Below are 24,102 nucleotides of genomic sequence, written 5' to 3' on the forward strand. Positions count from 1 at the left end.
CACATGGATGTATAACAGACTGTAATAAAAAAGGATGAGATGCATACGTATGCATCCCACCCAAAGGTAGAGCCTGGCTCTATTCTTTATCGGCCAGGGGCAGAACTTCGTCGATAATACCGTATTCAACCGCTTCTTCGGCGCTCATGAAGTAGTCGCGCTCGGTATCGCGTCGGATACGCTCTAGGGGTTGTCCGGTGTGTTTCTGAATGATGCCATTGATGACATCACGGGTGTACAGAATTTCTCGGGCGTGGATGTCGATGTCGGTCGCCTGACCACCGATGCCACCCTGAATCAAGGGCTGGTGCATATGGATGCGAGCATTCGGCAGAGAGCGGCGCCGACCTTTGTCTCCAGCCAGCAGCAGGATGGTGCCAAAGCTGGCTGCATAACCAACGCAGGTCGTGGCAATCGGGCAGGGCAGCGAGCGCATCGTGTCATAAATGGCCAGTCCGGCCGAGATGACACCTCCGGGCGAGCTGATGTACAGGTTGATCTCACGCTCCGAACTCTCAGCCGCCAGGAATAGGAGCTGCGCAACGATCAGATTGGCCATGGTATCCTCAACGGTCCCGTTGACCATGATGATCCGTTCCTTCAGTAAACGGGAATAGATGTCATAGGCGCGCTCACCGCGTCCGGTATTTTCTAAAACGGTCGGGACCAGTACACTGGAAGCCATCATATATATTCTCCTTCTAAAAGCTGGCAACGCTTTTTAAGCATTCAAGTTTTGGCGTACAAAGTAGTAGTAGACACGGGAACCGCTGCCTGAGACGCGCTCATCCAGCACGTTAACCAGGATCCAGCCATCTTTCCCCAGCTCGTTCAACTGCTCGGCATTGACCAGTGCATCCTCTCGGGTATCAATGGTGAGCAGATGATATTCCCACTGCGCCTGCTTGACTGGCGCAACCTCATAAATGGTAGGAATTGGTAAGGACGAACGGACTTCAGGACCTGCTAACTGCGGTGCAAACGGTTGTGGTGAAAAAAACATGATCCTTTTTCCTCTTTTCTCTGGCACTATTTCTTCGCAATCACGCTTAATCAATTTTTTTCATCTAAAAAGTAAAGACCTGTAGCATTGCTTTACTTAACTTGAATATAGCAGGCTAATAGCCTATACTGATAGGGGATAGCTATGCTTTTAGCATAGGTATATTTTTGAGCAATGCTCTCAGCATAGGTAAAAAACATACAGTGAGCGCTTAAATAGATACAATACTAATAAACTACTACGCTATACAATGAGGTGGTAAACCATGGCTGATTTACAAGAAACTCTCGGGCGTGTCGTACGCCAGGAACGCCAGTATCGCAATCTGACGATTAAAGAGCTGGGAGAAAAAGCTGGCCTCTCAGAAATTTATGTGGGAGAAATTGAGCGTGGACAGAAGTATCCGTCAGCCAAGGTGCTGGAAAGCCTGGCCCGGGCCCTGGGATTGGATATCGCGGAGTTGCTGGAGTTGATGGCGGAAGCCATTCGCAGCGAGCGTGAACCCGAGTATACACGCGTGATTGGCTTTACTGTGCCTACGACCAGTGGTCAGCCGCGGCGCACGGTCATCAAGCGGATCGTCAATCTGCTGGATGAAGGTGAGATTGAGAGCGTGACCAACTTCGGTGCCTTCTTGCTCTCCAGGCACCTAACACCTCAATAATACACCACTTCGTAGATGCGCCCGCAAGGGGCAATAACATTTCATGTATCTGGCTTTTCGCCTCGAAGATCGCACCCCGTAGGGAACGTTACGTGCGAGGAGGAAGAAATCGGACGCAAGGTCCGAACCTATGGACATCCCTTTTCGTGATGCGTTTCGATGGCCCATGTCTCGTTGGGCACCATGTGATTCACGAGATCCATAGGTTCGGACCTTGCGTCCGATTTTCCCACCGACCCATGAAAACGGGGGCGATGCAACGTCATGTTTCACATCATTGCCCATCAACATAACAACCTCTCGATCGCTTTGTTTCCCGCTTCTGTGAAAAGTATTGCCCGCAAGGGGCATCTACGACGGTTAAGCGGTAGCCGTTCGGGCATGTTTTTTCTCGCGCCATTTGGCCAGCATGGTGGTTGTCCAGCGATAGAGGAAGATGAAGAAGAACAGGTAGATGGTCCCTTCAAGATAGCCTCCCATGACGTCAGTAAACCAGTGATCGCCTTCCAGGATACGTGAATAACCGATCATCAGAATGTCATAAACCGCGTAGATCTGAAAGGGCAAGAGGAACCAGCGATAGCGCCATTCACGTACCGGTTTAGTAAAGCTCAGGTAGAGCAAGAAGCCATAGTAGGCCACGTCATGTTCAGTATGGCCCGAAGGATAGGTCGGGAACGGAACGATTGGTGTCATAACCTGAATATGGTCGGTATGTGGATTTGGTCGCGGTCGGCCCACCAGCTCGTCGGCCAGCACGTTCAAGCCAGCCGAGCTCATTACAGTAATGACCAGGAAGATCGCCGCTTGTAACCAGGTCAGAGGCGATTTGCCGCGCAGACGAGTAATCAAGGCCATAACCAACATGAATGCCAGCCAGAGTCCTAAGGCCACTTCAGAAGAAACAGGATTATTCAAGATACTGGGGAATATGAAGATGGCCTCGACAAAGCCTGGCACGCGAAAGCCCTGAACGGTATGGGTCACAATCAGGTCAATGGGATACGGTTTGGGATGTCCATGCATAATAAAGCAGGAGATGATGAACACGATAAATCCAATGAACCAGGCAGCAAACTGGATGACATAACGCCCCCTCGCGTTCTGTCGATCTTCACCGCCAGCGGTTCGCTGTGCCGTTGGCCGCTGTATGCCCTGGGGATTAGCAGTTGTAGGCATTGTCATCCTCGTTATGTTTAATATGATGAATAAGTATCTGCATAGAGTACGGACTGCTAAGCTTAAATGGATACAGTGTACTACACGAAAAACCGCATGGCTATACATACAAGAGGCATCAGGCCTGAATAAGCTCGTGACCGGCCTGCTCCAACGCGTCCACGGCCTGTGCAAGCTGTGGCTCTTTGACCAGGATGTAGTCGGTATCAAAGGTAGAAACGGCAAAAATCGACACCTGTGCCTGCGCCAGCGTACTCGATAGGGAGGCCAGGATGCCCACCAGCGCGAAATCCAAAGGTCCTACCACTTTGATGGCTCGCCAGTTTCGTTCGCAGCGCACCTCTTCCGGGACAGAATCAGCCACACAGACCAGCGACAGCTCATCCTCGGTCGAGGTAATCGAAAAAAAGCCGGTTCGCCGCACGGCCCAGGCGGGTATCGCCTCCTCAGGCGCCAGCCGACACACAGCCAGTTCCAGCGACAACAAAACCAGGCGCATAACTATATATCCTTCCTCATGGTGCTAATAATGTCCACATCCATACCTTGCGCCATATTTTTTCATGCGTGAATAAATAAATCGGGCGCAATTCACGAACCTATTGATCAATGCACGATAACGTCCCCAGCAATAAATCGGGCGCAAGGCCCGAACCTATTGGCCTCAATTAGAGGCGGGGGTCGACGGGTTCGCTTTCGAGGGCGAGGACGCCGAAGACGCATTCATGGACGCGTCTGAGGGGTTCGCCGCATACAAAGCGTTCCAGTGCTTCGATGCCGAGGGCGAATTCGCGCATGGCGAGCGAACGTTTGGCGCCGAGGCCGCGCGAGCGCAGGCGGTTCAGGTTTTCCGGCACGTCATACTCCAGCCCGTAGATGATGCGCAGGTACTCGGGTCCACGGCATTTGACGGCCGGTTGCAGGATGCCGCGTGGGCCTGAAGCGATAAACTCAAAGGGTTTGACGACCATGCCCTCTCCACCCTGTGACGTGAGTTGCTTCCACCAGGCGATGCCCTGCTCGACGCTAACTGGCTCGTTGACATCGACGATACGGTAAGGGGTTGCCAGCAGCAATTGTTGATCGGCGCGACAGATTTCGGCCAGCGTCTCCATGTGCCAGACGTGATTCTTGTCTATGTGGACGGTTCCCTGCGTGGCCAGGATATGGAAAGGGGCCAGCTTGAGATCGTCCAGGCCATTGACGGGCCAGCAATACTGGCGATAGGCATTGACATAGCGCTCGGCCAGCTTCTGTTTCTGCTGATAGGTGGCAAGCAGCGAATCAACTTCTATTCCATGTTCTCCGGCCTGCTCAAGTGCGGCAAGGGCGTGTCCCAGGGAAGTACGTGACGCGGCACCAACGGCAGAATATTGCTTCAAGACCAGCGACTGCGCTTTCACAGACCAGGGCAACAGCTCGCAATCCAGGCAGACCCAATCTGTCTGGTGACGCTCCCAGAAGCCGGTCGCTGTCAGGGCCTTTTGTACGCGCTGCAGCAGAGCTGCCTCAAGCTGGTCGTTATCAAAGAAACGCCGGCCAGTGCGGGTGTAGCAGATGCCGATGCCTTCGTCGATCACGCCAAAGCGCTGACGGGCAGCCTGCTCGTCCCGGCAGACCACGACGATGGCCCGCGAACCCATGTGCTTCTCTTCGCATACCACCTTCTCGATGCCCTGACGGCGATAATAGGCGAAGGCCTCCTCTGGATATTCCAGAAAGCCAGGCTGCTGGCTGGTTTCACTGGGCGACATGGTTGGCGGCAGATAGATCAACCACTTGGGATTAGCCGCGAAGCGACTCATGACCTCCAGGGCAGCGATTGCATTCTCCTCACGGATCGTCAATTTAGACTGCAAACGCGTTTCCAACAGGCGCTTACCGCTCACGTCCTGCACATCCAACAGATCATCGTGCTGCTGCTGCAGCGACAGCTCGGGCGCCGCTACGGTTGTCAGTGGACGCACCGGCTCACAATAGGTGCGCAGGGCTGCCACTGATATCAGCTGCTTTTCAGGATATTGCAAGGCAGTCAACCGACCACCGAAAACGCAGCCAGTGTCAATGTTGATGGTGTTATTCAACCAGGTAGGCTCAGGCACCGGCGTATGGCCATAGACCACCATGGATCGACCGCGATAATCGGCGGCCCAGTTATAACGGATCGGCAAGCCAAACTCGTCCGTTTCACCGGTGGTCTCGCCATAAAGAGTAAATTCGCGCACTGCCCGTGAGCCACGTCCCTGCATAGCCGCCGGCAGACCAGCGTGGGCCACTACCAGATTGCCATCATCCAGCACATAATGGCTGATCATCTTATCGATAAACTCCAGCACGCGCTGCTTAAAGGCCGGAGCTTCCTGCTCCAGTTGCTGCAAGGTTTCAACGATGCCGTGTTTTAACGATACATCTTTCCCTCTAAGCTTGCGTAGCAGCTTGACATCGTGGTTACCGGGCACGCAAAAGGCGCTTCCAGCCTCCACCATATCCATCACCAGCCGCAAGACGGCAGGCGTCGCTGGCCCGCGATCGACAAGGTCGCCCAGGAAGATAACCTTGCGCCCGGCAGGATGCGTCACCTGGAAGCGTGGATCCTGCCCACCCTGCTGATCCACCACATAGCCAAGCTTCTGCAACAATAAATGCAGTTCATCGAAGCAGCCATGCACATCGCCAATGATATCAAACGGACCATGTTCGTGCTTCAGATTATTCCAGAGCCGCTGCCGCTCAATCTCTACCTCCTCTACCTGCTGTGGCGATGAGAGGATCACGGTCTGCGGAAACCCCTCGTTTTTCAGGGTACGTAGCGATTTGCGCATCTGGGCCGATTGCAGGCGGATAACATGAGGACCAAACTGCCGATCGGGCCGCTCGCGATTGCGCTCATGGCATACACTTTCCGGCAAGTTGAAGACAATCGTAGACACCAGGCAGTGATATTGCCTGGCCAGGGTCAGCAGAGCCTTGCGTGCCTCCGGCTGCACATTGGTAGCATCGATAACAGTCAATCTACCGGCCGCCAGGCGTTTGGCGGCAATAAAATGCAGCACCTCAAAGGCATCATTGGTCGCCGACTGGTCGTTCTCATCGTCGGAAACCAGGCCACGGCAGTAGTCGGACGACAGGATCTCGGTCGGCTTAAAGTGGGTACGAGCAAACGTTGATTTGCCAGAACCGGATGGGCCAATCAACACAACCAGTGAAAATTCTGGAATAGTAATCTTCATCTATACAACCTCGGACCTATCTAAGGATTCGTGACGCGAGAAGATGCCCATTTGCGAGGGGGCACCCACCTCGGCATCCTCGGGTCCAATGGGAGAGAGCTGCACCTGATAGCCAAAACGCTCGGCAAGCTGCTGAGACCAGTCCTGAAACTGTGCGCGTGTCCACTCAAAGCGGTGATCCTGGTGGCGGAACTTGCCCGCATCCAGGGTCTCGTATTTGACGTTATATTCGGCGTTGGGTGTGGTAATCACTACCGTTTGGGGATGAGCGAACTCGAACAGCACACGCTCAAACGCACGCAGTCGGGGCTGATCCATGTGCTCAATCACCTCGATCACGAAGGCCGCATCATAGCCCTCCAGACGCTGATCGCGGTAGGTCAGGGCTCCATGCACCAGCGTAATGCGCTCGCGCTGCCGCGACGGCATACGCTCCAGATGCAAACGTTTCTGGGCCAGCTCCAGAGCACGGTAGGAGACATCCAGCCCCAGAATATGCTCAAAGCTCTTCTCCTGCAGCAACTTTTTAAGCAAGCGACCCTCGCCACATCCCAGGTCAAGCACGCGCTTAGCTCCGCGCTGCCTGACCACCTCAAGCGCGGCCAGCAAGCGCTGCTCATGCAAACGAACGGACTTCTCCTTCTTCTGCTTCTGCGCAGCTTCAACGGGGGCGGCAGGCGGAAACTGTGCTTCCGTAGTCTTGCTCTCTTCACTCGCCTGCTCGTCCACGGCCTCTATCTCACTGGCCTCATCATCGTTCTGCTCTTCCTCGGGCACCAGGCGCTCCAGGGCATCGCGCGTCAGACTCTGCTTGTGGCGCAGATAGTTATAGGCGATCCTCCGACGCTCAGGATGCTTCTCCAGCCAGCCCTGCCCACGCATCAACAACTTGTTGACCTCATCATCACCGATCCAATAGTGCTTGCTGTTATCCAGCACAGGGATCAGCACATAGAGATGGGTCAATAGCTCGCTCAACCGGCATTCGGCGCTCAGCGTCACCGTAAAATAGGGGCTCAGACCCCATTCGGGGTGAAGCTCATCCAGGAGATGCTGCACTACCTCCACGGTATAGCCCAGCGGCTCAAACAGCCGTCGCAACCAGGCCTCTCCCCCAAGGCAAGGGACCACGGCGATCTGCGCCTGCAGCGGTAGCGAGGTCGTCACCAGTTCGGGCCGCTGCTTACAGCGTCCATTGAGGGCCGTACCGAACACATCAGCCAGGGCCACGCTGAGGAATGACGAAGCCACATAGGGACGATCATTGACATATTGGTCCAGAGAACTGGCATTGCCCTTGCCACGCACAAGCTGGACAGCATCAACATCTAAGAGAAGAGCAGCCGTACAGCGCTGCTCGGTAGCTTCAGGATAAAAGACATGGGCCTGGCCAAAATTTAAATCAAACGTCTGTAGCCGTGCTGGATTCTTATGCAGCAGGTAGCCAAGCTCAGTCGCAGGCTGGTAGGTAGTTGAAATCGTCAATAACATAGGCAGGTATCCTTACCCATTTCTCATAATGTCGCATAGCCCATCCATTTTACACCAAAAAGCCAATGCGGGAAACATATACGATATGCATCATTCCATCACGCATAGGTTCGGGGCTTGCCCCCGATTACCCCTCCACCAATGGGAATAATCGGGAGCATGGGCATGTATCCGATAATTGCCCTCCGGGGAAGGAGAATAATCGGGGGCATGGACATGTATCCGATTATTGCCCTCCGGGGAAGGAGAATAATCGGGGGCAAGCCCCGAACCTATGGCATGATGGAACGGTGGTTAAATGAGGGGGCCGGCGTCGCCGATGAGGTGGAAGGCGGCCCAGAAGTAGGGGTGGATGCGGTAGGCGAGGGTCGAGGAGGCGCGGGCGCGGGCGATAAAGACGCGCTGGGCGTAGGCGAGGGCAGTGGCTTTGCTGGCTCCTCCTAAGAGGGCCTGGTAGAAGTGGGCCATCAGGTCAGCGCTGCTGGCATCGTCGACTTTCCAGAGGGTGGGCAGGAGCGAGGCGGCTCCGGCGTAGAGGAAACCACGGCCGAGGCCGATGACTTCGTCGACGCCGCCGACGACGGCGCGACCGGTTTCGCAGGCGCTCAGGACCAGGAGCGAGCAGTGCGCGAGGTTGAGGTTGAAGACTTCGATAGTGCTGAGCTGCCGATCGGCCAGCTGGATATGAGAGAAATTAGGGGCATCCAGTCGGAAGAGTCCGTGAGCTGCAATGTGGATAATGGGGCTGAGCGGCCCACGCTGCCAGAGCAGGGCTGTCGTGGCCTCTCGGTTGAGCGCGCAAGGCACCTGTAGCTGCCGAGCCGCCGTTTGCGCCTCCTGGATCGCGTACTCCAGGCGTCCACTATCCGAGAGTCCCATGACCAGCGATTGTTGGAGAGGGATATGGCGCTCCAGCACCGATTGTCCACGGCGGCGGCAAATATCCATCAACATGACAGAAGGCAGGTAAGAGATTTCGGCCTTCTCGATCACAAATTGCTGTCCATCATACAGGCAATGAAATGGGATGTAGTGCAGCATACCGTATGGAACGATCGTCAGGTGGCGACAGCCACGCAGGAGGTCCTCAATGGGCGTTAAGAGCAGCTCATAGAAGCGCTTGAGCAGGCCCAGGCTATTGCTCTGCAGGCTTAAAAAGGCCTGGGCCTGGTCGGCGGTGTTGGCCGCCCGGCCTGAGAGGTCCAGGTTGGTGCGCCAGAGAGAATAGAGCCTCTCGAGCTGAACCACGGCATCCGGAACGCTGCGCACGGTAACACCAGCGGTGGTCAGGTGAAAAATGTAGAGATCCTGGTCCGAGAGGTAATATTCGAGCAGATGCGCGCCAGGCGCCAGCTTCTTGCCCAGCGTGGCAACACCTGGATGAGTCCAGTTGGCACGCGGACGAGAGACAAGCGAGCCAGCTGAGCGCAACTGAATCTGCTCAAATAATTGCTCAATGCGCCGCTCGCGTTTCTGCATCTCCTGCCGGGCCGTGCCGGGATCCACCGCGCGAATACGCATCACGGCCGTATCGCTCAAATTGGACTCGTCTTCAGTATGATAGACAATCGAGCTAAACCAGGCATGCTCCTCGCGCGCCTTGACCAGGGCGTCCAGAATATCCTCGTTCATGCGATCATCGGGTCGTACACGAATATCGATGTTGTGGCGCAGGTAATCGCCCAGCACGCGTGATTTTGCTTTCTCAACATAAGTCATGGCCTGCTCAACCTGGCCACGACGCAGGGCCAGGATAATAGCGCGCTGATAAATATCGCGCTTATTCTCCAGGAAGCTGGTACGTTCATCCAATACCAGGCGACTCTGTACATCATCAATGCCCTGAATGGCCTGATCATAGTAATCGGCGGCCCCATCCAGATCCTCGCGGCGCTCGGCCAGTTGTCCCAGTAGATCAAAGCAGCGGTATTGTAGCTCCAGCAGGCCCTGGCCCTGCGCGACATCCAGCGCCTGGGCACAGAGTTCCTGGGCGGTCAGGATATCGCCCCGGGCATCGGCGATACGGCCCTGCAGCAAGATCGCCTGCGCCAGGCGCGGCAGGTCTTCCTGCTCAGCAAAAATGTCCGCCACATGCTCAACTTCGCGCGCACTGGCCTCGACCTGCTGGTCGGCAAAATAGAGTTCGGCGCGCTGCAAACGGGCCAGGAGTGCCAGGCGATGGAAACCACCCTCTTCTAGCAAGCGGCTAGCCTCACGCAGCATCTCTTCGGAGGCGCGCATATCGTCCAGCAAGATGGCGGCGGCCGCCTTATGCATCAGGGAGCGAGCCAGATTGTGGCGTTGCGCAGGCGAGGAACGAAAGTACTCGATGGTCTCGCTGGCCAGGTCATAGGCTTCATGGGCACGATTAAGGCGCACCAGGCATAGACACATCTGCTGCGCCACCTCATAGGCGGCAAACACAATCTTGTGGCGCTGAAAGCGTTCACGACTCTGGTTGTAGAGCAGCAGCGCCTGGCTATAGTGGCCCTGGGCCGCATAGATATCCGCGATATTCAATTCTTCGCGAGCCACCGAGATCTCTTCACGCGCACCATAGCGGTCAAAGGTGGCGCGGGCCTGCTCATGCAGGGCCACGGCCTCCCGGAACTTTCCCTGCGCCGCCAGGGTCAGCGCCTTATTGCCCTGGGCGCGGGCCAGATAGAGATCAACATTATCACCATGCAACACATACGTTTCGATGGCGCGATCAAACAGGTGCAAGGCCTGCTCATAGCGGCCAAGCTCAAAATGAATGATCGCCGCATTCGCATCGATCTGGCCGGCCCGCAACAGCTTGCCATGGCGCATAAAGATCGTGCGCGCCTTCTCAGCATCCTGGATCGCTTCGGTGGTCCGATTCAGGCCAAGGCCGGCATTGATGCGCCCAAAGCGGGTCCTGGCCCAGCTCACCTCATCGCCAATCGACAGAAACTCCTCACCGGCGGTATCAAAAAACGGCAATGACTCTTCGTTGCGGCCCTGACGGCGCAGGGCGTCCCCGCGCGCCATCAATCCCAGGGCATGGTAGTAGGTACTTTTCGTGAAGTCGCCGATCAATATCAGATAGCCCGATAGCGTCAGGGAGCGCTCCACGTCGTCATTCCAGCTCCGATCGGCCTCTTTCTTGAGCGCATATACCAGGCGATCAAGGGCTGGCGTACTGAAAAAGGGCAGGTGGGCCAGCAGCAACTGCCGCCCCTGCTCTTCACTCATGCCGACCAGAGCCGCCACGAGATCTTGAGGAGTCATCGTATTATCAACTTTATCTAGCGCGCCTCTTGTACTGGAAGCTGATCGATCACTACGATACCCTCAGGCAACTGCAATTCAATGGTATACGTAGTAGGCTGCAAGGCGGGAAATACGACGTTGCCTAACTCATCAATGTGCTGCGTCTGGATTACTCCATTAGCGGTCATCAGTTGTGCTGGCGTACCCTGCAAGGCATCAATGGCCTTACCCTGGCGCGTGACCAGGCCAATCAATTGCAAGGCACCTCGCTGCCTGGGACTGTTTTCAAGCTGCAAAGATATAGTGACGTCCTCGGCCTGATAGTTACGCGGCCACGCAAGGTCTGGCTGCCCCAGGCTACGCTGGTAAGCGAATCCAGGCTGGGGAGGCAGCAGCAACGCAGCGATACGCCGCACCCCATCCAATGTCTGCTCACGCACCTGCCCTAGAGTACGCTTAATGTCCTGCAGCGGCTGCTGCGCATTATGAGACGCCACCGGACTGACGACGCGGCCAATGGCAACGGGCAGCGGATCAGCGGCCAGAAAGTTAGTAAGCGTCACCATTTCAGCCGAACAGAGCACACACATCCGCAGATGCGCCTGAATGGCGACGGCATGCTCACCATTCATCAATCCTAGAGCGAAATCGCCCAGGACCTGATTGGATGGGCAATCCCAGCGGTAAAGCTTCTGGCTCAGTCGACGTTCCACATGACGATAGCTTGCCAGCTGAGACGAACATTTTTGACAGCGCGCAAGGTGCTCTACAACTGCGGATCGCACTTTTTCGCCCTCAAGGTAGGCAATGAGCTCCTCATTGCTGATAGCACCCGGTTCACTACACTCCATGAGCGTTTCCTCTACATCAACAAATGCTACAGGTTCAGCACATTTCTCCCTCCCCCAGCGGGATCGTCCATATATAGGTAGAACGGTAGAGATCGCATAAGCGCATACAATACAGATACTCCAATGCTCCCTACAAAGCTGAAAACCCGGAAGAAGACCTTGTGTCTGCTACTTCATCAAAATAAACGAGCCTGATTGTGCTTTTCGGACCCATTGTTGTAGAGTTCTCATCATATCTGGTACAATGGGCTGAAACGGCTAGCGGCGGAAAAGGGCCTGAAGGCGTCGATTACGGCGTAATCGCTCCAGGACATTGCGCTTAATCCGGTACACATCATCAACGGACGTAAAATATCGTGGATGCTGCATACTAATTTCACCTGGCTTCATGCCATGAACGTAGGCCTCATATATCAGTATACGCTCATCTTCGCTACGCACTTCTTCCAGGATAATCTTCCAGAGATCTTGCGCCGAGAGATTGGCAATCACATCCTCGGCCGGATCATCGCTAGCTGGCTCATGCTCGATGGACTCCAATGTATCTTCGTACTGACGTGCCTGGCGCACTCGCACCTCATCGGCCACTACACTATGAACACACATCTTCATATATTTTAATATAGCCGCCAATGATTCAAAATTGCCAATCTTGAGCGGAGTCAGCGCCTGCGCAAATTTAGCAAAAGCAGCATTAACCAGGGGCGCTCCACCATCCTGCCCCAGAATAGTAGCGACACTCTGATGCTGCGTCACCCAGGTAAGAACCAGGGGCGCATACTGCTGATAGATACAGGCCCATGCCCCCTCATCCCGCTTGATAATAGCGCGACGAAATAACTCAAGACAAAAACGCTCATTGGAAACGTTCTGCTTTAGAAACTTATTGGTCTCCTCTGAGCAACGGCGAGCCAATTCGTTAATTGAAAGTAGCTCGGTTTGTGGTGCGCTGTCACCTGATCCTCTCATCTCAGGCTGAGATCCAGGCGATTGAGAGAGGTTGTGAGACTCCATCTAAACTCCCTGCTTCCAGACTACTACATATTTTGCGGCTACCAACTGCTGCACGCGTTCAGGAACACAGTATTGGGCAAATACGGTTACATGTTCCTGGTGGATCACCAATACACCTCGACAATGTTTTCATTTATTATCGCACGTTTGAGGGTCTATATCCATACAATGATGATACATCAGGATAAGCAAAAACTGGCAGTGCAGGATATATGACCTAAGACTTAAAATACCCAGTAAATAAAGGATAATAGTACCGTTTATTAGGTGATTCAGCTCATTGAAACGAAAAAATTATCACAATCTTCGTTCTTTATGCTATGCTTGTATAATCTGCAATAGAGAAAATCTTAAGGGTTTAACCTGCTTAGAGACGGAGCAAGACGCTCATGGCATCACGACGCGGTATCGCGACTGACCAATTAATGAATGTAATTCAAGTTCTCCAACTTGGGCGTAAAACGGGACAACTTTCTATCGAGCGTGGCGAGGAGCCACATAGAGAGTGGGGAGAAATCACTTTCGTACAGGGCCGTATCATCTCAGCTCAAAGCGGGCAACTTGAAGGCCAGACAGCCATGGATTGGCTCCAAACCTGGGGACCGTGTCGCTTTATCTTTGTTAACGATATAGATAGAGGCACGGGCCCAATGATGAATCTTCAATCGTCATCATCAGCCACCAATCCATCATTACCAGCAATGTATTCATCAATACCCATCACACCGCTGAATGATTCCCGACAACGTCATAGCACAGGACCCATGCCAGCCTTGCCAGTTACGCCAATGCCAATGCCCTCTATCCAGGCCAGCCACAGTGGACCCCAACGTACCTGTACACCTGAAGAAGGCATGAGACGCCTGGCCCAGGCCAACCTTTCACGTCATCACCGTCAATTGTACCTGCTCATCGACGGTAACCGATCTGTCATGGAGCTTATTCGCTTGACAGGTCGTCAACCCGGAGAAGTTCAGCAGCTTCTGTATGACCTGGAACGCATTGGAATTATTCGCTAACCTCAATATCAACAAAGGACACAACAAAGAATGGCTCAAAAAGATATACAAGCACACCGGCGAGGATGGTTCCCATTGCCTCTACGCATCTCAATCGGCTATGTTTTCGCTGCGATCATCCCCCTGCTACTGGTAGTGGTGTTCATCAAAGTGCAGACACAGCCTACGTTGATCAATCAAGCCAACGACACTATGACCAGTGACGCGCAAACACGTGTGCAGTTGATTGATAATTATTTTCGTGAACGCACACTAGACGCCATGGCACTCACCCAGGTACCCAGTGTTCAACAATTTATGGCACTTTCCCCTGCTGATACCCCGATAGCAATATATAAAGACGGATTATTGCACTCTACGTTTGCCTTACAAGCAGGGTTGAGCCGCAGTAAGGACTATAGTTACTGGGCACTCTTTAATGCACAGGGGCACTTAATTCAATCCTATCCGACAGGAACGCCCCAAAGAGGCAATGCGTATATTACGCCCGAGCAACTAAAGAGCATTAAAGCAGGCAAAACCTTTATTTCGCCAGTTTACTATGATCCCAAAACAAATGTCGCGACCGTTGATATTTATGCTCCTATTTTTACACTACCAGTACCGAATACCAAACCGCAAGTCCTGGGTTTTATGCGCGCAACGCTGAAGATGGACTACATCTGGAAAGAGGTTGTGCAAAAGGACGCCAATGTCCATGGTAAGAATAGCTACGCCTTTATCGTCGATGAGAATGGTGTGCGCATCGCCGATACCGATCCCAACAGGCTGTTCACCAGCATCAAGCCGCTAAGTTCGACCGCCCAGCAGCAAATCCTAAACCAGCAGCGCTATGGCAATAAATCACAAATACAAGCTCCCTATGATCCAGCGCTGGGCAACCACACTGGTAACAACCGCGGCGCATCAGAAATCTTTAACGCCCGGCCACAGGGTCAACAAGAGGACTTTGAAGTGGTGCGCCAGGCAACCACCAGCGTCCCCTGGCAATATTTTGTGCTCAGCCCGGTCAGTAGTGTCACCAGTATCGCAAATCAGCAGATGAGCAATATTTTCTGGCTCGCCGGACTGGCGGCCCTGGTCGTCGCTATTGGCGGTTTCTTCGCAGGTATCGGCATCTCGCGCCCGATCATGCGTGCCGTAGAAAGCCTGCGCGGCAATAGCCAGGCGCTGAACATCCTGGCCCAAAGCCAGCAAGATGCCGCCGGTGAGCAAGTCTGGGTGGTAGATTCTTCGCAGGTAGGATTGCAGTCGGTGCAATACTATACCGAGGCCGCCAAAGTAGCCTCAGAAAAGCTCAACAGCACTACACAGTTGCTCAGACAACACGGAAACCAGTTAACACCTGCGCAGGTGGAGCAGGTCATGGAGGACATTATGCGCTCGGCCAGCTACCTGGTCAATGCCCTGGAATACCAACATTCCAGCAACCAGAAACTGGCGACCGCCCTCAAAGTGGCCACCCAGGTAACCGAACAGTTGCAGACCGGCGCATCCTCCGCCACCGATGCCGCCGAACAGCTCGAACGGGTGGTACAGGAGCTACGCTCTGTCGTCGGACGCTAAACCGTCCTTGCGCAGAAAAGGCACCCGGAAAAAGGGGTATTTCTTTTTCCGGGTGTTTTTTTCAAATTACGCATTTTCAAAACACCTTCCTCCACGCGGTGCCCAAAAGCGGCCTTCGCTTTTGGGCACCGCGTGGAGGAAGGTGTCATTCCACAAGATACAAAGCGCCTGGATACAGGGCCGCCGCTCTGCGGAGGGCGGCAAGCGGCCGCAGAGGGCCGCACCTACGTTATCCTCCGGAGGGGTTAAACGCCCGCAAGGGGTTACTCCCCGTAGGGGACCCAGATGTTTTTGACCTGGGTAGCTTCACGCAGGAACTCTTCACCCTCGCCCTGGATGCGATCAAGCCAGTTGCGGCTGCGACCGTAGTTGACCCAGGTGCGCTTCATATTACTGGTCGAGGCTAGCTCAACGGCTTTCGAACCTTCAGCCGTGCCAAAGTACCACATGGAGTTTACGTCGTGGTGCTCGGCCAGGACCTTGCTGAGGGTTTCACGCTCGCCGGTGACGATATTGATGACGCCCGCCGGGACATCCGAGGTTTCAAAAATTTGATAACAATCGGTGGCGCTGAATGGCGCGCGCGGCGAAGGGATGGCTACCACGGTATTGCCCATGGCGATCGCCGGAGCGACCAGCGAGATGAAGCCCAGCAGCGGATAATCGTCTGGACAAGCCATACCAATAACGCCGATAGCCTCTTTCATGGCCAGCACGGCTCCGCGCAGCGGCGGTAGGTGCACGCTCCCCTCGAACTTATCGGTCCAGGCCGCATAGCTGAAGAGGCGCGACAGGCTGGTCTGTACCTCGTTGAGCGCATCAGCATATGTGCGACCGGTCTGGTCGACAATGCGCCGCGCGAACTCGCTTTCACGCGCGCCCAGGTTCTCAGCAATATAGTAAAGGATCTGAGCGCGATTATGCGCGGAAGTAGCGCTCCACCCACTGGCTTTGTGTGCGGCCTCAACGGCATTACGAATATCTTTACGATTGCCTTCACCGACCTCACCCAGCACACGACCCGCAGCCCCGGTAATCGTCAGGCTATAGCCAGAGTCCGGGCGTGCCTGCTTGCCGCCAATGAATAGCTTGGGGGTGCGATCAATAGGAGGAAAACCATAGCCAACATGCGAGTCAGTCGTGTTGAATTCCTCTAGTTCATCCGTATGCACCGCAGCGCTACCATTAGCGGTCGCCTGCTGCTCTTCGGCCTGTGCTACAGCCTTTGCGCTGCTGGAGCGACCATGGTGGACATTGAGCCAGGCAGGCTTCACATACTCATAGAGGCCCTCTTTCCCGCCTTCACGACCATACCCGCTCTCGCGATAGCCACCAAAACCACAGGCCGCATCGAATTGATTAGTGCAATTCACCCAGACACTTCCCGCTTTCACTTTAGGAGCGATATCCAGGGCCAGATTAATGTTGTCGCTCCAGATACTGGCGGCCAGACCGTAACGGGTATTGTTGGCAATCTCAACCGCTTCTGCGGGCGTTCTGAAGGTGAGGGTTACCAGCACCGGCCCAAAGATTTCCACCTGCGCCAGGGTAGAGGCAGGCGCCACATTGGTAAACAGTGTGGGAGGGAAGAACGAGCCCTCGGTCGGACAGGCAGTGGACGGCTGCCACATCTGGGCACCCTCTTTCACGCCAATATCAACCAGGTGCTGAATCTCCTCACGTTGTCCAGGCGAAACAATCGCCCCGATATCCATGGCCTTATCCAGTGGATCTCCGATGCGCAGATTCTCCATGCGAGCACGCAATTTATTGATCAGGCGCTCAGCAATATTCTCCTGCACCAGCAATCGCGAGCCGGCGCAGCATACCTGGCCCTGGTTAAACCAGATAGCGTCCACCACACCCTCGACAACGCTATCCAGATCGGCATCGTCAAAGACAATGAAAGGCGATTTGCCGCCCAGTTCAAGCGAGAGCTTCTTGCCGCTGCCAGCCGTCGCCTTACGAATGCTGCGGCCAACATCGGTCGAACCGGTAAACGCGATCTTATCGATATCGGGATGGTTGACCAGGGCATCCCCGGCCTTAGAGGCCTCACCGGTCACGATGTTCACCACACCGGCCGGCAGCCCGACCTCCTGCATGATCTCGGCGAACTTCAAAGCGGTCAGCGAAGTATAGCGGGCCGGCTTCAAGACCACGGTATTGCCCATCGCCAGGGCGGGCGCGATCTTCCAGGCCAGCATCAAGAGCGGAAAATTCCAGGGGATGATCTGCCCCACCACGCCAACCGGCTGATAACCAGATAATTCCGTCTCCATCAACTGGGCCCAACCGGCGTGATAATAAAAGTGCCGGGCCACCAGAGGAATGTCGATATCGCGCGTCTCACGAATGGTCTTCCCATTATCCAGCGACTCCAACACCGCCAGCAGGCGAGCATGCTTCTGAATATGGCGCGCGATAGCATATAAATAGCGAGCACGAACGTGTCCCGGAGTTTTGCTCCATGAGGGAAACGCCTTGCGGGCAGCGGCCACAGCTTTATCCACATCGGCTTTATCGGCGGCGGCGACCTTCGTGATGCCCTTACCAGTGGCGGGATTACTGCTCTCAAAATATGTCTCTTTAGCAGGCGCGGTCCACTGATTATTGATGAACAACTGGAACGGCTGATGCTCTTTTATCCAGGCCAGTGCAAGGGAAGATGCTTCTGGTGCCGGACCGTAGTCCATCGTCTCAAAAATTTCCATAATACTCATAATGTCACCTTCCAGACTAAACCATAGGATTTTCATAGGCGGCGGCATACTGGCCGCTCACGAAGTGTGCCAGCTGGCGCTCGATGTCGGACAGCAGGCCGCTGGCGCCAAAGCGGAACAGCGTATTATTCAGCCACTCGTTGCCGAGCTCTTCTTTGATCAGGGCCAGCCAATCCAGCGAAGACCTGGCAGCGCGAATGCCACCGGCCGGCTTAAAACCTACCTTATAGCCCGTCTGCTCATAGTAATCGCGAATGGCACGCACCATGACCAGGCCAACCGGAAGGGTAGCATTCACCGGCTCTTTACCGGTCGAAGTCTTAATGAAGTCAGCGCCAGCCATCATACAGACCAGGCTGGCCATACCGACATTGCGCAGGGTCGCCAGCTCGTGGGTTGCCAGAATCGTTTTCAGGTGGGCCTCTCCACAGGCCTCACGAAAAGCCTTGACCTCGTCATATAACGCCTGCCAGTTGCCGGTCAGCACATGATGGCGCGAAATCACAATATCGATTTCGCGGGCGCCCGCCGCCACCGAAGCCGCAATCTCTTGCAACTTCTGCTCAAACGCATTCAGGCCAGCAGGAAAACCGGTCGAAACCGCAGCGACAGGAATATCGCTGCCACGCAGGGCATCAACAGCCGTCGATACAAACTGATGATAGACGCAGACCGCTCCGACGTGCAAACTCTCGAAGCCCAGCGCCTGTAGAATCTCCGGACGCACCGGCTGGAGCGCCTTCGCGCACAGGCGTCGCACATTGCCAGGGGTATCGTCGCCTGACAACGTCGTCAGATCCAGGCAGGTAATCGCCCGCAACAGCCAGGCAGCCTGCCATTCTTTTTTAACGGTGCGGCGCGCCGGCAACGTAGCGGCCCGCCGTTCGATAGCACTGCGATTAATGTGTACGCGACCGACCCACCCCATATCCAGGGGCATCCCTGGATTACGCACCAGGGTGTCGGCCGTAGCTGGCTGTGCGTCAGCTACTGACTCCGTACGCGCTTTAGTCGTGGTCATGGATTTTTCCTTTGACGGTACAATGAAAGACGTCATTTCTTCAACGAAACGATAAGAGGTTAAACTAGTGGCAAGCATCAACCAGGGCAGCCCACGAGGCTGCTTGAGTCGCCAGGGTACGCAATGTAGTTAAAGTGCTGGTTGTCTCACGGACACCGATGAGTTGTTCATCTTCACTGGTCACAGATTCTCCGAGAGAACGGCGCATATTGAAAAGCAGCCAGCCGAGCCAGGTGCCCATACAAGCATGGATAGCACTCTGGCCGGAGCCCTCTATCCTTCCTCCTGCGCCGCAATAGGCTGCCAGCAAAGCCGAAAAACGCTCCTCGCCCGCCTGGCCTGTGAGCAATCCACTCCAGGTCAGGGCAGCCCCCACCAGTTCCATAGTGGGATTCACCAGTCCGGCCGCCTCCCAATCGATCAACCAGGGGGTTGCTGGATCGCTCCAGACGACATTGGAAGGATCACAATGGGCATGGCTCACCAGCATGTGCTGGCTCAGCAATGTGCCGGCCTCTTCATAGGCACGGGTCCATTCGAGCAGGCGCGGCAAGACCGAGCGCACCTGATTAGCCCAGGGAAGATTTAAATCGGAGGCTTGAAACGTCAAGATATCCCAGTCCTCATCTTCAAAATGCGTCCACTCAAAGGGACGCACCTCCGAGACCTGCAGGTGCAGGGCATGCATCCGTGCCAGCAGGGTCCCGATCTGGCGGACCTGCTCAAGCGTCACGGATTCCGCCGGCAAGACGGAGCCATCAATCCATCTATATACAAGCAACGTCATATCATCTAGCTCATAGATGACATCTCCTGCACCATGCGCCAGCGCCGCCACGGCCGGGATGCCTCGCTCCGCCATAGCACTCGCGATATGTTCAGATAAACGATAGGCATGTTGAACGCCCGGCTTCTGTAAAAGCGCCGCATTTAACTGCTTTAACGCGAACGTGCCGCCGGTAGTCTTGAGCCGCCACACACGATGCAACAAACCACCCGTCACCGCCTGAGGCTCCTCCAGCGGCTCTCCCAATCCTGCCATAGTGCATAGATGTACGACTTGCGTAGTATTCATCGAAATAAAACCTGATCCCTATTATGTTGCTGCCAGTAGCGCAGAAGGCCGCTCAATTGGATGAGCGCCATGAGCGCGCTACAAATATACAAACCCAACACAATTCTATCATAAGCAATCCATATTGTGGATGGGATGGCAAAGTCACAGGGAACGAAGAGCTATATGCTATCCATGTAGCAGTAACTATGCTAAACTGCACCATACACATGACATCAATCATTACCAGCAGGAATTGAAAGGTTGTTTGGAGTGAGCGAAATTCAAGCCTCATTAGAGTGGGAATCAATCCTCAAAGCTGTTCTCGACATAGATGTACGGGCCGCGCTGCCGGGTCTGGACAAGACCGGAGTCATCGCCTATACCGATGGAGCCTGTATTAAAAATCCCGGTGGCCCGGCCGGCTGGAGCGCCTTGCTATGGGCGGCCGCCGACGCCAGCGACGGGCAGCTTCCACAACAGTCTCCGTGTGTAGAGTGCTACGGGCACATTCCCAAATCGCCCACCACCACCAACAACCGGGCCGAGATCTCGGCGGTCCTGGCCGTACTTTCGATCGCGCCACCGCTACTTCCACTCACCATCTACAGCGATAGCGAGTATACCATCAAAGTCGCCACCGGCGTCTACCAGATGAAAGCCAACCCGGACCTCTGGGAGATCTACCGCAAAATGCTCAGCTATCGCAAGGCCAAACCCAAATTTATCTGGGTACGTGGACACGCCGGACATGAACAGAACGAACGGGCAGACTACCTGGCCGGACTGGGCACCTGGAATAACAACAAGGATGCCTTCGAGCGCTGGCAGAACTCACAGACGCCCGAAGCGCGCAGCGGACTCTCAACAGCCCAGATCAACACCATACGCAAGCAAGTCCAACAACTCCAGGCATATATAGATACTATCGACCCCAATAGCTCACGCGTCAGCCTACAAGAACGCAAATTTGTAGCCGACATGACCAAACGCCTGCGCAAAAACAACTTCGTGCCATCCGAGAAACAGAGCAGCTGGCTCCAAAAGCTGGTCGTCAAATATCGCCTCTAAAACAAAGCAACAATAAAAGCGATTACATAGGTTCGGAGCTTGCCTCCGATTATCCCTCCGCCAATGAGCATAATCGGGAGCATGGTCATGTATCCGATGATCCCCCCGCCAATGAGCATAATCGGGAGCATAATCATGTATCCGATGATCCCCCCGCCAATGAGCATAATCGGGAGCATAATCATGTATCCGATTATTATCCTTCGCCGAGGACAATAATCGGAGGCAAGCTCCGAACCTATGCAATTACCGTGATTGTTTCTTTTGTGTAATGGAACGACTATAAAACGCTGGACGGGGTGGGCGGTTGTGATTTTGTTCACACAATATTTGTAATTATTTACATTGTTTAACACCGCAACAACACATATAATGTGGATGCATAGGAAAGAGGTGAGGGCGTAATGGTGGGGTGATTACATCTATGCATGCAATTTTTATTATATGTGGAGGTTTCTCTATCTTATGTCGTTTCATCGAAAATCACGTTTTCGAATAAAGTGTCTATTCATGTGTTTATGTTGTATTTGTTTATTGGCCCTCACTGGCTGTGATATGGGCAATACGACATCTAATAATGCAACACCAACACCAACACCAACATCAAATCTGCAATACCAGACACTCAAACTGGATATTCCCCAGCAGGCGCTTACAGCCCCGATTACTGGTCCTCTATCAGATAACCAGATATTGCATGTGGGGGTCACCTTTAAGATTGATCCTAATACAATCAAGAAGTTTGATAACAAGGGATCGGATAGTAGTAGTACACAGAACAGCGGTGATCTGGCGAAGAACCTGGGAATCAGTGAACAGGCATATCAGCAATTTAAGCACTACTTTGGGATCAAAGATGCGACCGTCAATCTGAATAAGACGCGTACATGGATGACGATCGATATAAAAGCTGGCTCGCTGGCTACGCTGATGCAGACCAAATTTGTCACGCACAAGCTCAATAATCGCAGCTTTTATACCCCAGACCCCAATCAGATGCCGAAAGTACCGGTGCAGATAGCGGGCGCCATTCTGGCAGTGAGTGGCCTGGATAACTATAGTCATCCAGCACGGCCAGGAGGTTTTTTTACTCCGGCCTCAAGCCATCATACACAGAGCACTGCGGATGTTGATTGTAGTCCGCTAACCAATAAGGCCGGCTGGACTACGCCTACCCTCCTGCCCTCTGATTATATTCAGTCCTATGGCCTGGCACCTTTCCAGAAAAAAGGCTGGTATGGCCAGGGGCAAAAGGTGCTGCTGGTCGAGCCATACGATACCTATATTCGGAATGACGTAAATGCCTTCTTTAACTGTGTCAATTTTAAAGGCACATTGAAAACTGTCACACTGGATGGAACTCCTCAGGTACCCACAGGTTTTTTTGATGAGTCTACGCTTGATCTTGATGTGATTGCCAGTGTAGCCCCCTATGCTCAGATCGTTGATTACCAGGGAGACGCCGGGGGAGCTTATCAACGTGGTGGGGATGATTTTGTTGTGATCAATGACCTGCTTCAGCAAATCATTGATGATTATCGCAATGATACCCATTCAGGGGCCGTGATCAGTATGAGCTTTGGGGGACCTGAATCAGAGATTACGCAAAATGATCTGGCTATGATTAATCAGAGTTTGCAGATCCTGACTGAAGATGAGCATATGAGCATTTTTGTCGCCTCCGGCGATTGTGCTGCCTTCGGAACTGGAAGCTATGGTCAGCTTGGAGTGAGTTTCCCGGCCAGCGACCCGTGGGTAGTTGCCACGGGAGGCACTATGCTCAAAACCGAAGCGAATGGCCAGCGTGCCAGTGAGATCGCATGGTCGGATAGCACTGCCGATCATAGTACTTGCAACAACTCATGGGGATCTGGTGGTGGCGTTAGCACTGCCTTCAAGGCACCAGACTGGCAACAACAGAGCACCTCTTCCATTTCTGGACTACAAAATCAGTATTCCACTGGCTATCGTCAGTTGCCCGATCTCGCTGCGGCTGCTACCAATAATGTATGTTATATGCAAAACCGATGGGGGGCGTGCGATGGTACCAGTGCAGCTACTCCGCTGGTCGCATCTGGGATGGCGGTCTTAAATGGTGCATTCAAGTACAACTTTAAGCACTTTTTCTTCGGTCCCTCTGGATGGTATGCCGCACAGGCTAAGGAGGCAAAATATCATCCTTTCTACAATATTACGAAAGGGGATAATATCTACTATCGAGCTACCCCTGGCTGGAATTATCCAACCGGTCTGGGTACGCCCAATTTCTTAGGTTTCTACCAGAGTCTGCAGCAGTTTCTTCCGCATAAGTAGGTTCGGCCCTCGCGGCCGATTTCCCGCTTGCCGCATAGGAACTACTTATGCGGACGGGCGCGCATGCGCGCCCGTCCAGTTTTTTATTGTGTGTTGTGACGTGCGCTGGGCGCACGTCACAACACACAATAAAAAATGTTTTGAGCGCCATCTGGAAAGATGAAAGAAAGCTAGTGATCTTCCTGATGGTCCTTCACCATTTCCAGCACCACGGCTAGCGCAACCATAAAAGATGCATCCACTCCCGGCGCGACATCGACGGCGTAGCATTCATGGAACAGCGAAAACTCGCGGCCCACCTGGCCCAGAAGGTTGCCAGCACTATCATTGACCGTAAAATTCCAGGCCCAGACATTACCATTGATATGGAAGACCATACCATTATCACCCTGAACCTTGAAACGCTCGCCAAAAAGATGAAACTGCTCATGCACATTCGCCCAATGCTCACCATTGCGGTAAATGTCATAGCTCGGTCGGAAAGAGATCAGCTTTTGCTTGATATGGACCAGTTCCTGGCCGGTATAGTGATCCCGCACCACCAGATTATCACCCATATGGAAAATTTTGCCATGGATATCAAAGACATCATTGCCAGCATCATCCCGCACCGTAAAGTTATCGGTCAGACCCCAGGCATGTTCTCTCAGATGATAGCGCATAGGCTTG

General features: G+C 53.9%; 19 protein-coding genes. 5 read left to right on the forward strand and 14 right to left on the reverse strand.

What is annotated here, in order from left to right; all coding sequences use genetic code 11:
• Positions 1 to 79: 79 nt before the first annotated feature.
• Together JMI88_RS14725 and JMI88_RS14730 are read right to left on the reverse strand one after the other, a co-directional pair.
• A complete protein-coding gene (locus JMI88_RS14725) occupies positions 80 to 688 on the reverse strand; it encodes an ATP-dependent Clp protease proteolytic subunit (RefSeq protein ID WP_201362623.1) in 609 nt (202 codons plus the stop codon).
• A gap of 33 nt (positions 689 to 721) precedes the next feature.
• Positions 722 to 1,003 carry a hypothetical protein gene (locus JMI88_RS14730; RefSeq protein WP_201362624.1) on the reverse strand — a complete coding sequence of 94 codons (282 nt, stop codon included), beginning with the start codon at positions 1,001 to 1,003 and terminating at the stop codon, positions 722 to 724.
• Between the two features lie 265 nt (positions 1,004 to 1,268).
• Between JMI88_RS14730 and JMI88_RS14735 the strand changes: the two genes are divergently transcribed.
• Complete coding sequence (locus JMI88_RS14735) at positions 1,269 to 1,667, forward strand: helix-turn-helix domain-containing protein (protein WP_201362625.1); 399 nt, start codon at positions 1,269 to 1,271, stop codon at positions 1,665 to 1,667.
• Between the two features lie 360 nt (positions 1,668 to 2,027).
• Here JMI88_RS14735 and JMI88_RS14740 read toward each other — a convergent pair whose 3' ends face one another.
• From JMI88_RS14740 to JMI88_RS14770, 7 genes are all read right to left on the reverse strand, one after another.
• The gene (locus tag JMI88_RS14740; protein WP_201362626.1) at positions 2,028 to 2,846 is read right to left on the reverse strand and encodes a phosphatase PAP2 family protein; all 819 of its coding nucleotides are present in this window, start codon (positions 2,844 to 2,846) and stop codon (positions 2,028 to 2,030) included.
• 118 nt (positions 2,847 to 2,964) lie between these two features.
• The gene (locus JMI88_RS14745; protein ID WP_201362627.1) at positions 2,965 to 3,345 is read right to left on the reverse strand and encodes an ACT domain-containing protein; all 381 of its coding nucleotides are present in this window, start codon (positions 3,343 to 3,345) and stop codon (positions 2,965 to 2,967) included.
• A gap of 169 nt (positions 3,346 to 3,514) precedes the next feature.
• Positions 3,515 to 6,076: a polynucleotide kinase-phosphatase gene (locus JMI88_RS14750; RefSeq protein WP_201362628.1), complete on the reverse strand. Its 2,562-nt coding sequence runs from the start codon at positions 6,074 to 6,076 to the stop codon at positions 3,515 to 3,517.
• Positions 6,077 to 7,567, reverse strand: coding sequence for a 3' terminal RNA ribose 2'-O-methyltransferase Hen1 (locus JMI88_RS14755; protein ID WP_201362629.1), 1,491 nt, complete (start codon positions 7,565 to 7,567; stop codon positions 6,077 to 6,079).
• Positions 7,568 to 7,861: 294 nt separating this feature from the next.
• A complete protein-coding gene (locus tag JMI88_RS14760; protein WP_201362630.1) occupies positions 7,862 to 10,819 on the reverse strand; it encodes a CHAT domain-containing tetratricopeptide repeat protein in 2,958 nt (985 codons plus the stop codon).
• A gap of 17 nt (positions 10,820 to 10,836) precedes the next feature.
• Complete coding sequence (locus tag JMI88_RS14765; RefSeq protein WP_201362631.1) at positions 10,837 to 11,652, reverse strand: anti-sigma factor; 816 nt, start codon at positions 11,650 to 11,652, stop codon at positions 10,837 to 10,839.
• 258 nt (positions 11,653 to 11,910) lie between these two features.
• On the reverse strand, positions 11,911 to 12,666 hold the full coding sequence (locus JMI88_RS14770; protein WP_201362632.1) for a sigma-70 RNA polymerase sigma factor region 4 domain-containing protein: 756 nt from the start codon (positions 12,664 to 12,666) through the stop codon (positions 11,911 to 11,913).
• Positions 12,667 to 13,055: 389 nt separating this feature from the next.
• On the opposite strand from JMI88_RS14770, the gene JMI88_RS14775 reads away from it, so the two are divergent.
• Together JMI88_RS14775 and JMI88_RS14780 are read left to right on the forward strand one after the other, a co-directional pair.
• Positions 13,056 to 13,685, forward strand: a complete 630-nt coding sequence (locus JMI88_RS14775) for a DUF4388 domain-containing protein (protein ID WP_201362633.1) — start codon at positions 13,056 to 13,058, stop codon at positions 13,683 to 13,685.
• Positions 13,686 to 13,715: 30 nt separating this feature from the next.
• On the forward strand, positions 13,716 to 15,251 hold the full coding sequence (locus tag JMI88_RS14780) for a PDC sensor domain-containing protein (protein ID WP_201362634.1): 1,536 nt from the start codon (positions 13,716 to 13,718) through the stop codon (positions 15,249 to 15,251).
• A gap of 263 nt (positions 15,252 to 15,514) precedes the next feature.
• On the opposite strand, the gene JMI88_RS14785 is transcribed toward JMI88_RS14780, so the two are convergent.
• From JMI88_RS14785 to JMI88_RS14795, 3 genes are all read right to left on the reverse strand, one after another.
• A complete protein-coding gene (locus tag JMI88_RS14785) occupies positions 15,515 to 17,974 on the reverse strand; it encodes an aldehyde dehydrogenase family protein (protein WP_201362635.1) in 2,460 nt (819 codons plus the stop codon).
• Positions 17,975 to 17,990: 16 nt separating this feature from the next.
• Positions 17,991 to 18,995 carry a deoxyribose-phosphate aldolase gene (gene deoC / locus JMI88_RS14790; protein ID WP_201362636.1) on the reverse strand — a complete coding sequence of 335 codons (1,005 nt, stop codon included), beginning with the start codon at positions 18,993 to 18,995 and terminating at the stop codon, positions 17,991 to 17,993.
• Positions 18,996 to 19,059: 64 nt separating this feature from the next.
• On the reverse strand, positions 19,060 to 20,070 hold the full coding sequence (locus JMI88_RS14795) for a phosphotransferase (protein WP_201362637.1): 1,011 nt from the start codon (positions 20,068 to 20,070) through the stop codon (positions 19,060 to 19,062).
• Positions 20,071 to 20,322: 252 nt separating this feature from the next.
• Between JMI88_RS14795 and JMI88_RS14800 the strand changes: the two genes are divergently transcribed.
• A complete protein-coding gene (locus JMI88_RS14800) occupies positions 20,323 to 21,120 on the forward strand; it encodes a ribonuclease HI (protein ID WP_201362638.1) in 798 nt (265 codons plus the stop codon).
• Here the strand turns inward: JMI88_RS14800 and JMI88_RS14805 are convergent.
• The gene (locus JMI88_RS14805; protein ID WP_201362639.1) at positions 21,117 to 21,305 is read right to left on the reverse strand and encodes a hypothetical protein; all 189 of its coding nucleotides are present in this window, start codon (positions 21,303 to 21,305) and stop codon (positions 21,117 to 21,119) included. The two genes, JMI88_RS14800 and JMI88_RS14805, sit on opposite strands and share 4 nt — an antisense overlap.
• A 370-nt stretch (positions 21,306 to 21,675) precedes the next feature.
• Between JMI88_RS14805 and JMI88_RS14810 the strand changes: the two genes are divergently transcribed.
• Positions 21,676 to 23,433 (forward strand): S53 family peptidase, encoded by a 1,758-nt coding sequence (locus JMI88_RS14810; protein ID WP_201362640.1) that lies wholly within the window; start codon positions 21,676 to 21,678, stop codon positions 23,431 to 23,433.
• A 170-nt stretch (positions 23,434 to 23,603) separates the two neighbouring features.
• On the opposite strand, the gene JMI88_RS14815 is transcribed toward JMI88_RS14810, so the two are convergent.
• Positions 23,604 to 24,095, reverse strand: a complete 492-nt coding sequence (locus tag JMI88_RS14815) for an LURP-one-related/scramblase family protein (protein WP_201362641.1) — start codon at positions 24,093 to 24,095, stop codon at positions 23,604 to 23,606.
• Positions 24,096 to 24,102 lie beyond the last annotated feature (7 nt).

Source organism: Dictyobacter formicarum (assembly GCF_016587435.1).

Bases quoted from the DNA above. Each gene is read 5' to 3' on its own strand.
- JMI88_RS14755 (WP_201362629.1), bottom strand. From the start codon at position 7,567: ATGTTATTGACGATTTCAACTACCTACCAGCCTGCGACTGAGCTTGGC.
- JMI88_RS14810 (WP_201362640.1), top strand. From the start codon at position 21,676: ATGGGCAATACGACATCTAATAATGCAACACCAACACCAACACCAACA.
- JMI88_RS14795 (WP_201362637.1), bottom strand. From the start codon at position 20,070: ATGAATACTACGCAAGTCGTACATCTATGCACTATGGCAGGATTGGGA.
- JMI88_RS14740 (WP_201362626.1), bottom strand. From the start codon at position 2,846: ATGCCTACAACTGCTAATCCCCAGGGCATACAGCGGCCAACGGCACAG.
- JMI88_RS14725 (WP_201362623.1), bottom strand. From the start codon at position 688: ATGATGGCTTCCAGTGTACTGGTCCCGACCGTTTTAGAAAATACCGGA.
- JMI88_RS14750 (WP_201362628.1), bottom strand. From the start codon at position 6,076: ATGAAGATTACTATTCCAGAATTTTCACTGGTTGTGTTGATTGGCCCA.
- JMI88_RS14765 (WP_201362631.1), bottom strand. From the start codon at position 11,652: ATGGAGTGTAGTGAACCGGGTGCTATCAGCAATGAGGAGCTCATTGCC.
- JMI88_RS14730 (WP_201362624.1), bottom strand. From the start codon at position 1,003: ATGTTTTTTTCACCACAACCGTTTGCACCGCAGTTAGCAGGTCCTGAA.
- JMI88_RS14785 (WP_201362635.1), bottom strand. From the start codon at position 17,974: ATGAGTATTATGGAAATTTTTGAGACGATGGACTACGGTCCGGCACCA.
- JMI88_RS14745 (WP_201362627.1), bottom strand. From the start codon at position 3,345: ATGCGCCTGGTTTTGTTGTCGCTGGAACTGGCTGTGTGTCGGCTGGCG.
- JMI88_RS14815 (WP_201362641.1), bottom strand. From the start codon at position 24,095: ATGCGCTATCATCTGAGAGAACATGCCTGGGGTCTGACCGATAACTTT.
- JMI88_RS14760 (WP_201362630.1), bottom strand. From the start codon at position 10,819: ATGACTCCTCAAGATCTCGTGGCGGCTCTGGTCGGCATGAGTGAAGAG.
- deoC (WP_201362636.1), bottom strand. From the start codon at position 18,995: ATGACCACGACTAAAGCGCGTACGGAGTCAGTAGCTGACGCACAGCCA.
- JMI88_RS14735 (WP_201362625.1), top strand. From the start codon at position 1,269: ATGGCTGATTTACAAGAAACTCTCGGGCGTGTCGTACGCCAGGAACGC.
- JMI88_RS14770 (WP_201362632.1), bottom strand. From the start codon at position 12,666: ATGGAGTCTCACAACCTCTCTCAATCGCCTGGATCTCAGCCTGAGATG.
- JMI88_RS14805 (WP_201362639.1), bottom strand. From the start codon at position 21,305: ATGATTATGCTCCCGATTATGCTCATTGGCGGGGGGATCATCGGATAC.
- JMI88_RS14780 (WP_201362634.1), top strand. From the start codon at position 13,716: ATGGCTCAAAAAGATATACAAGCACACCGGCGAGGATGGTTCCCATTG.
- JMI88_RS14775 (WP_201362633.1), top strand. From the start codon at position 13,056: ATGGCATCACGACGCGGTATCGCGACTGACCAATTAATGAATGTAATT.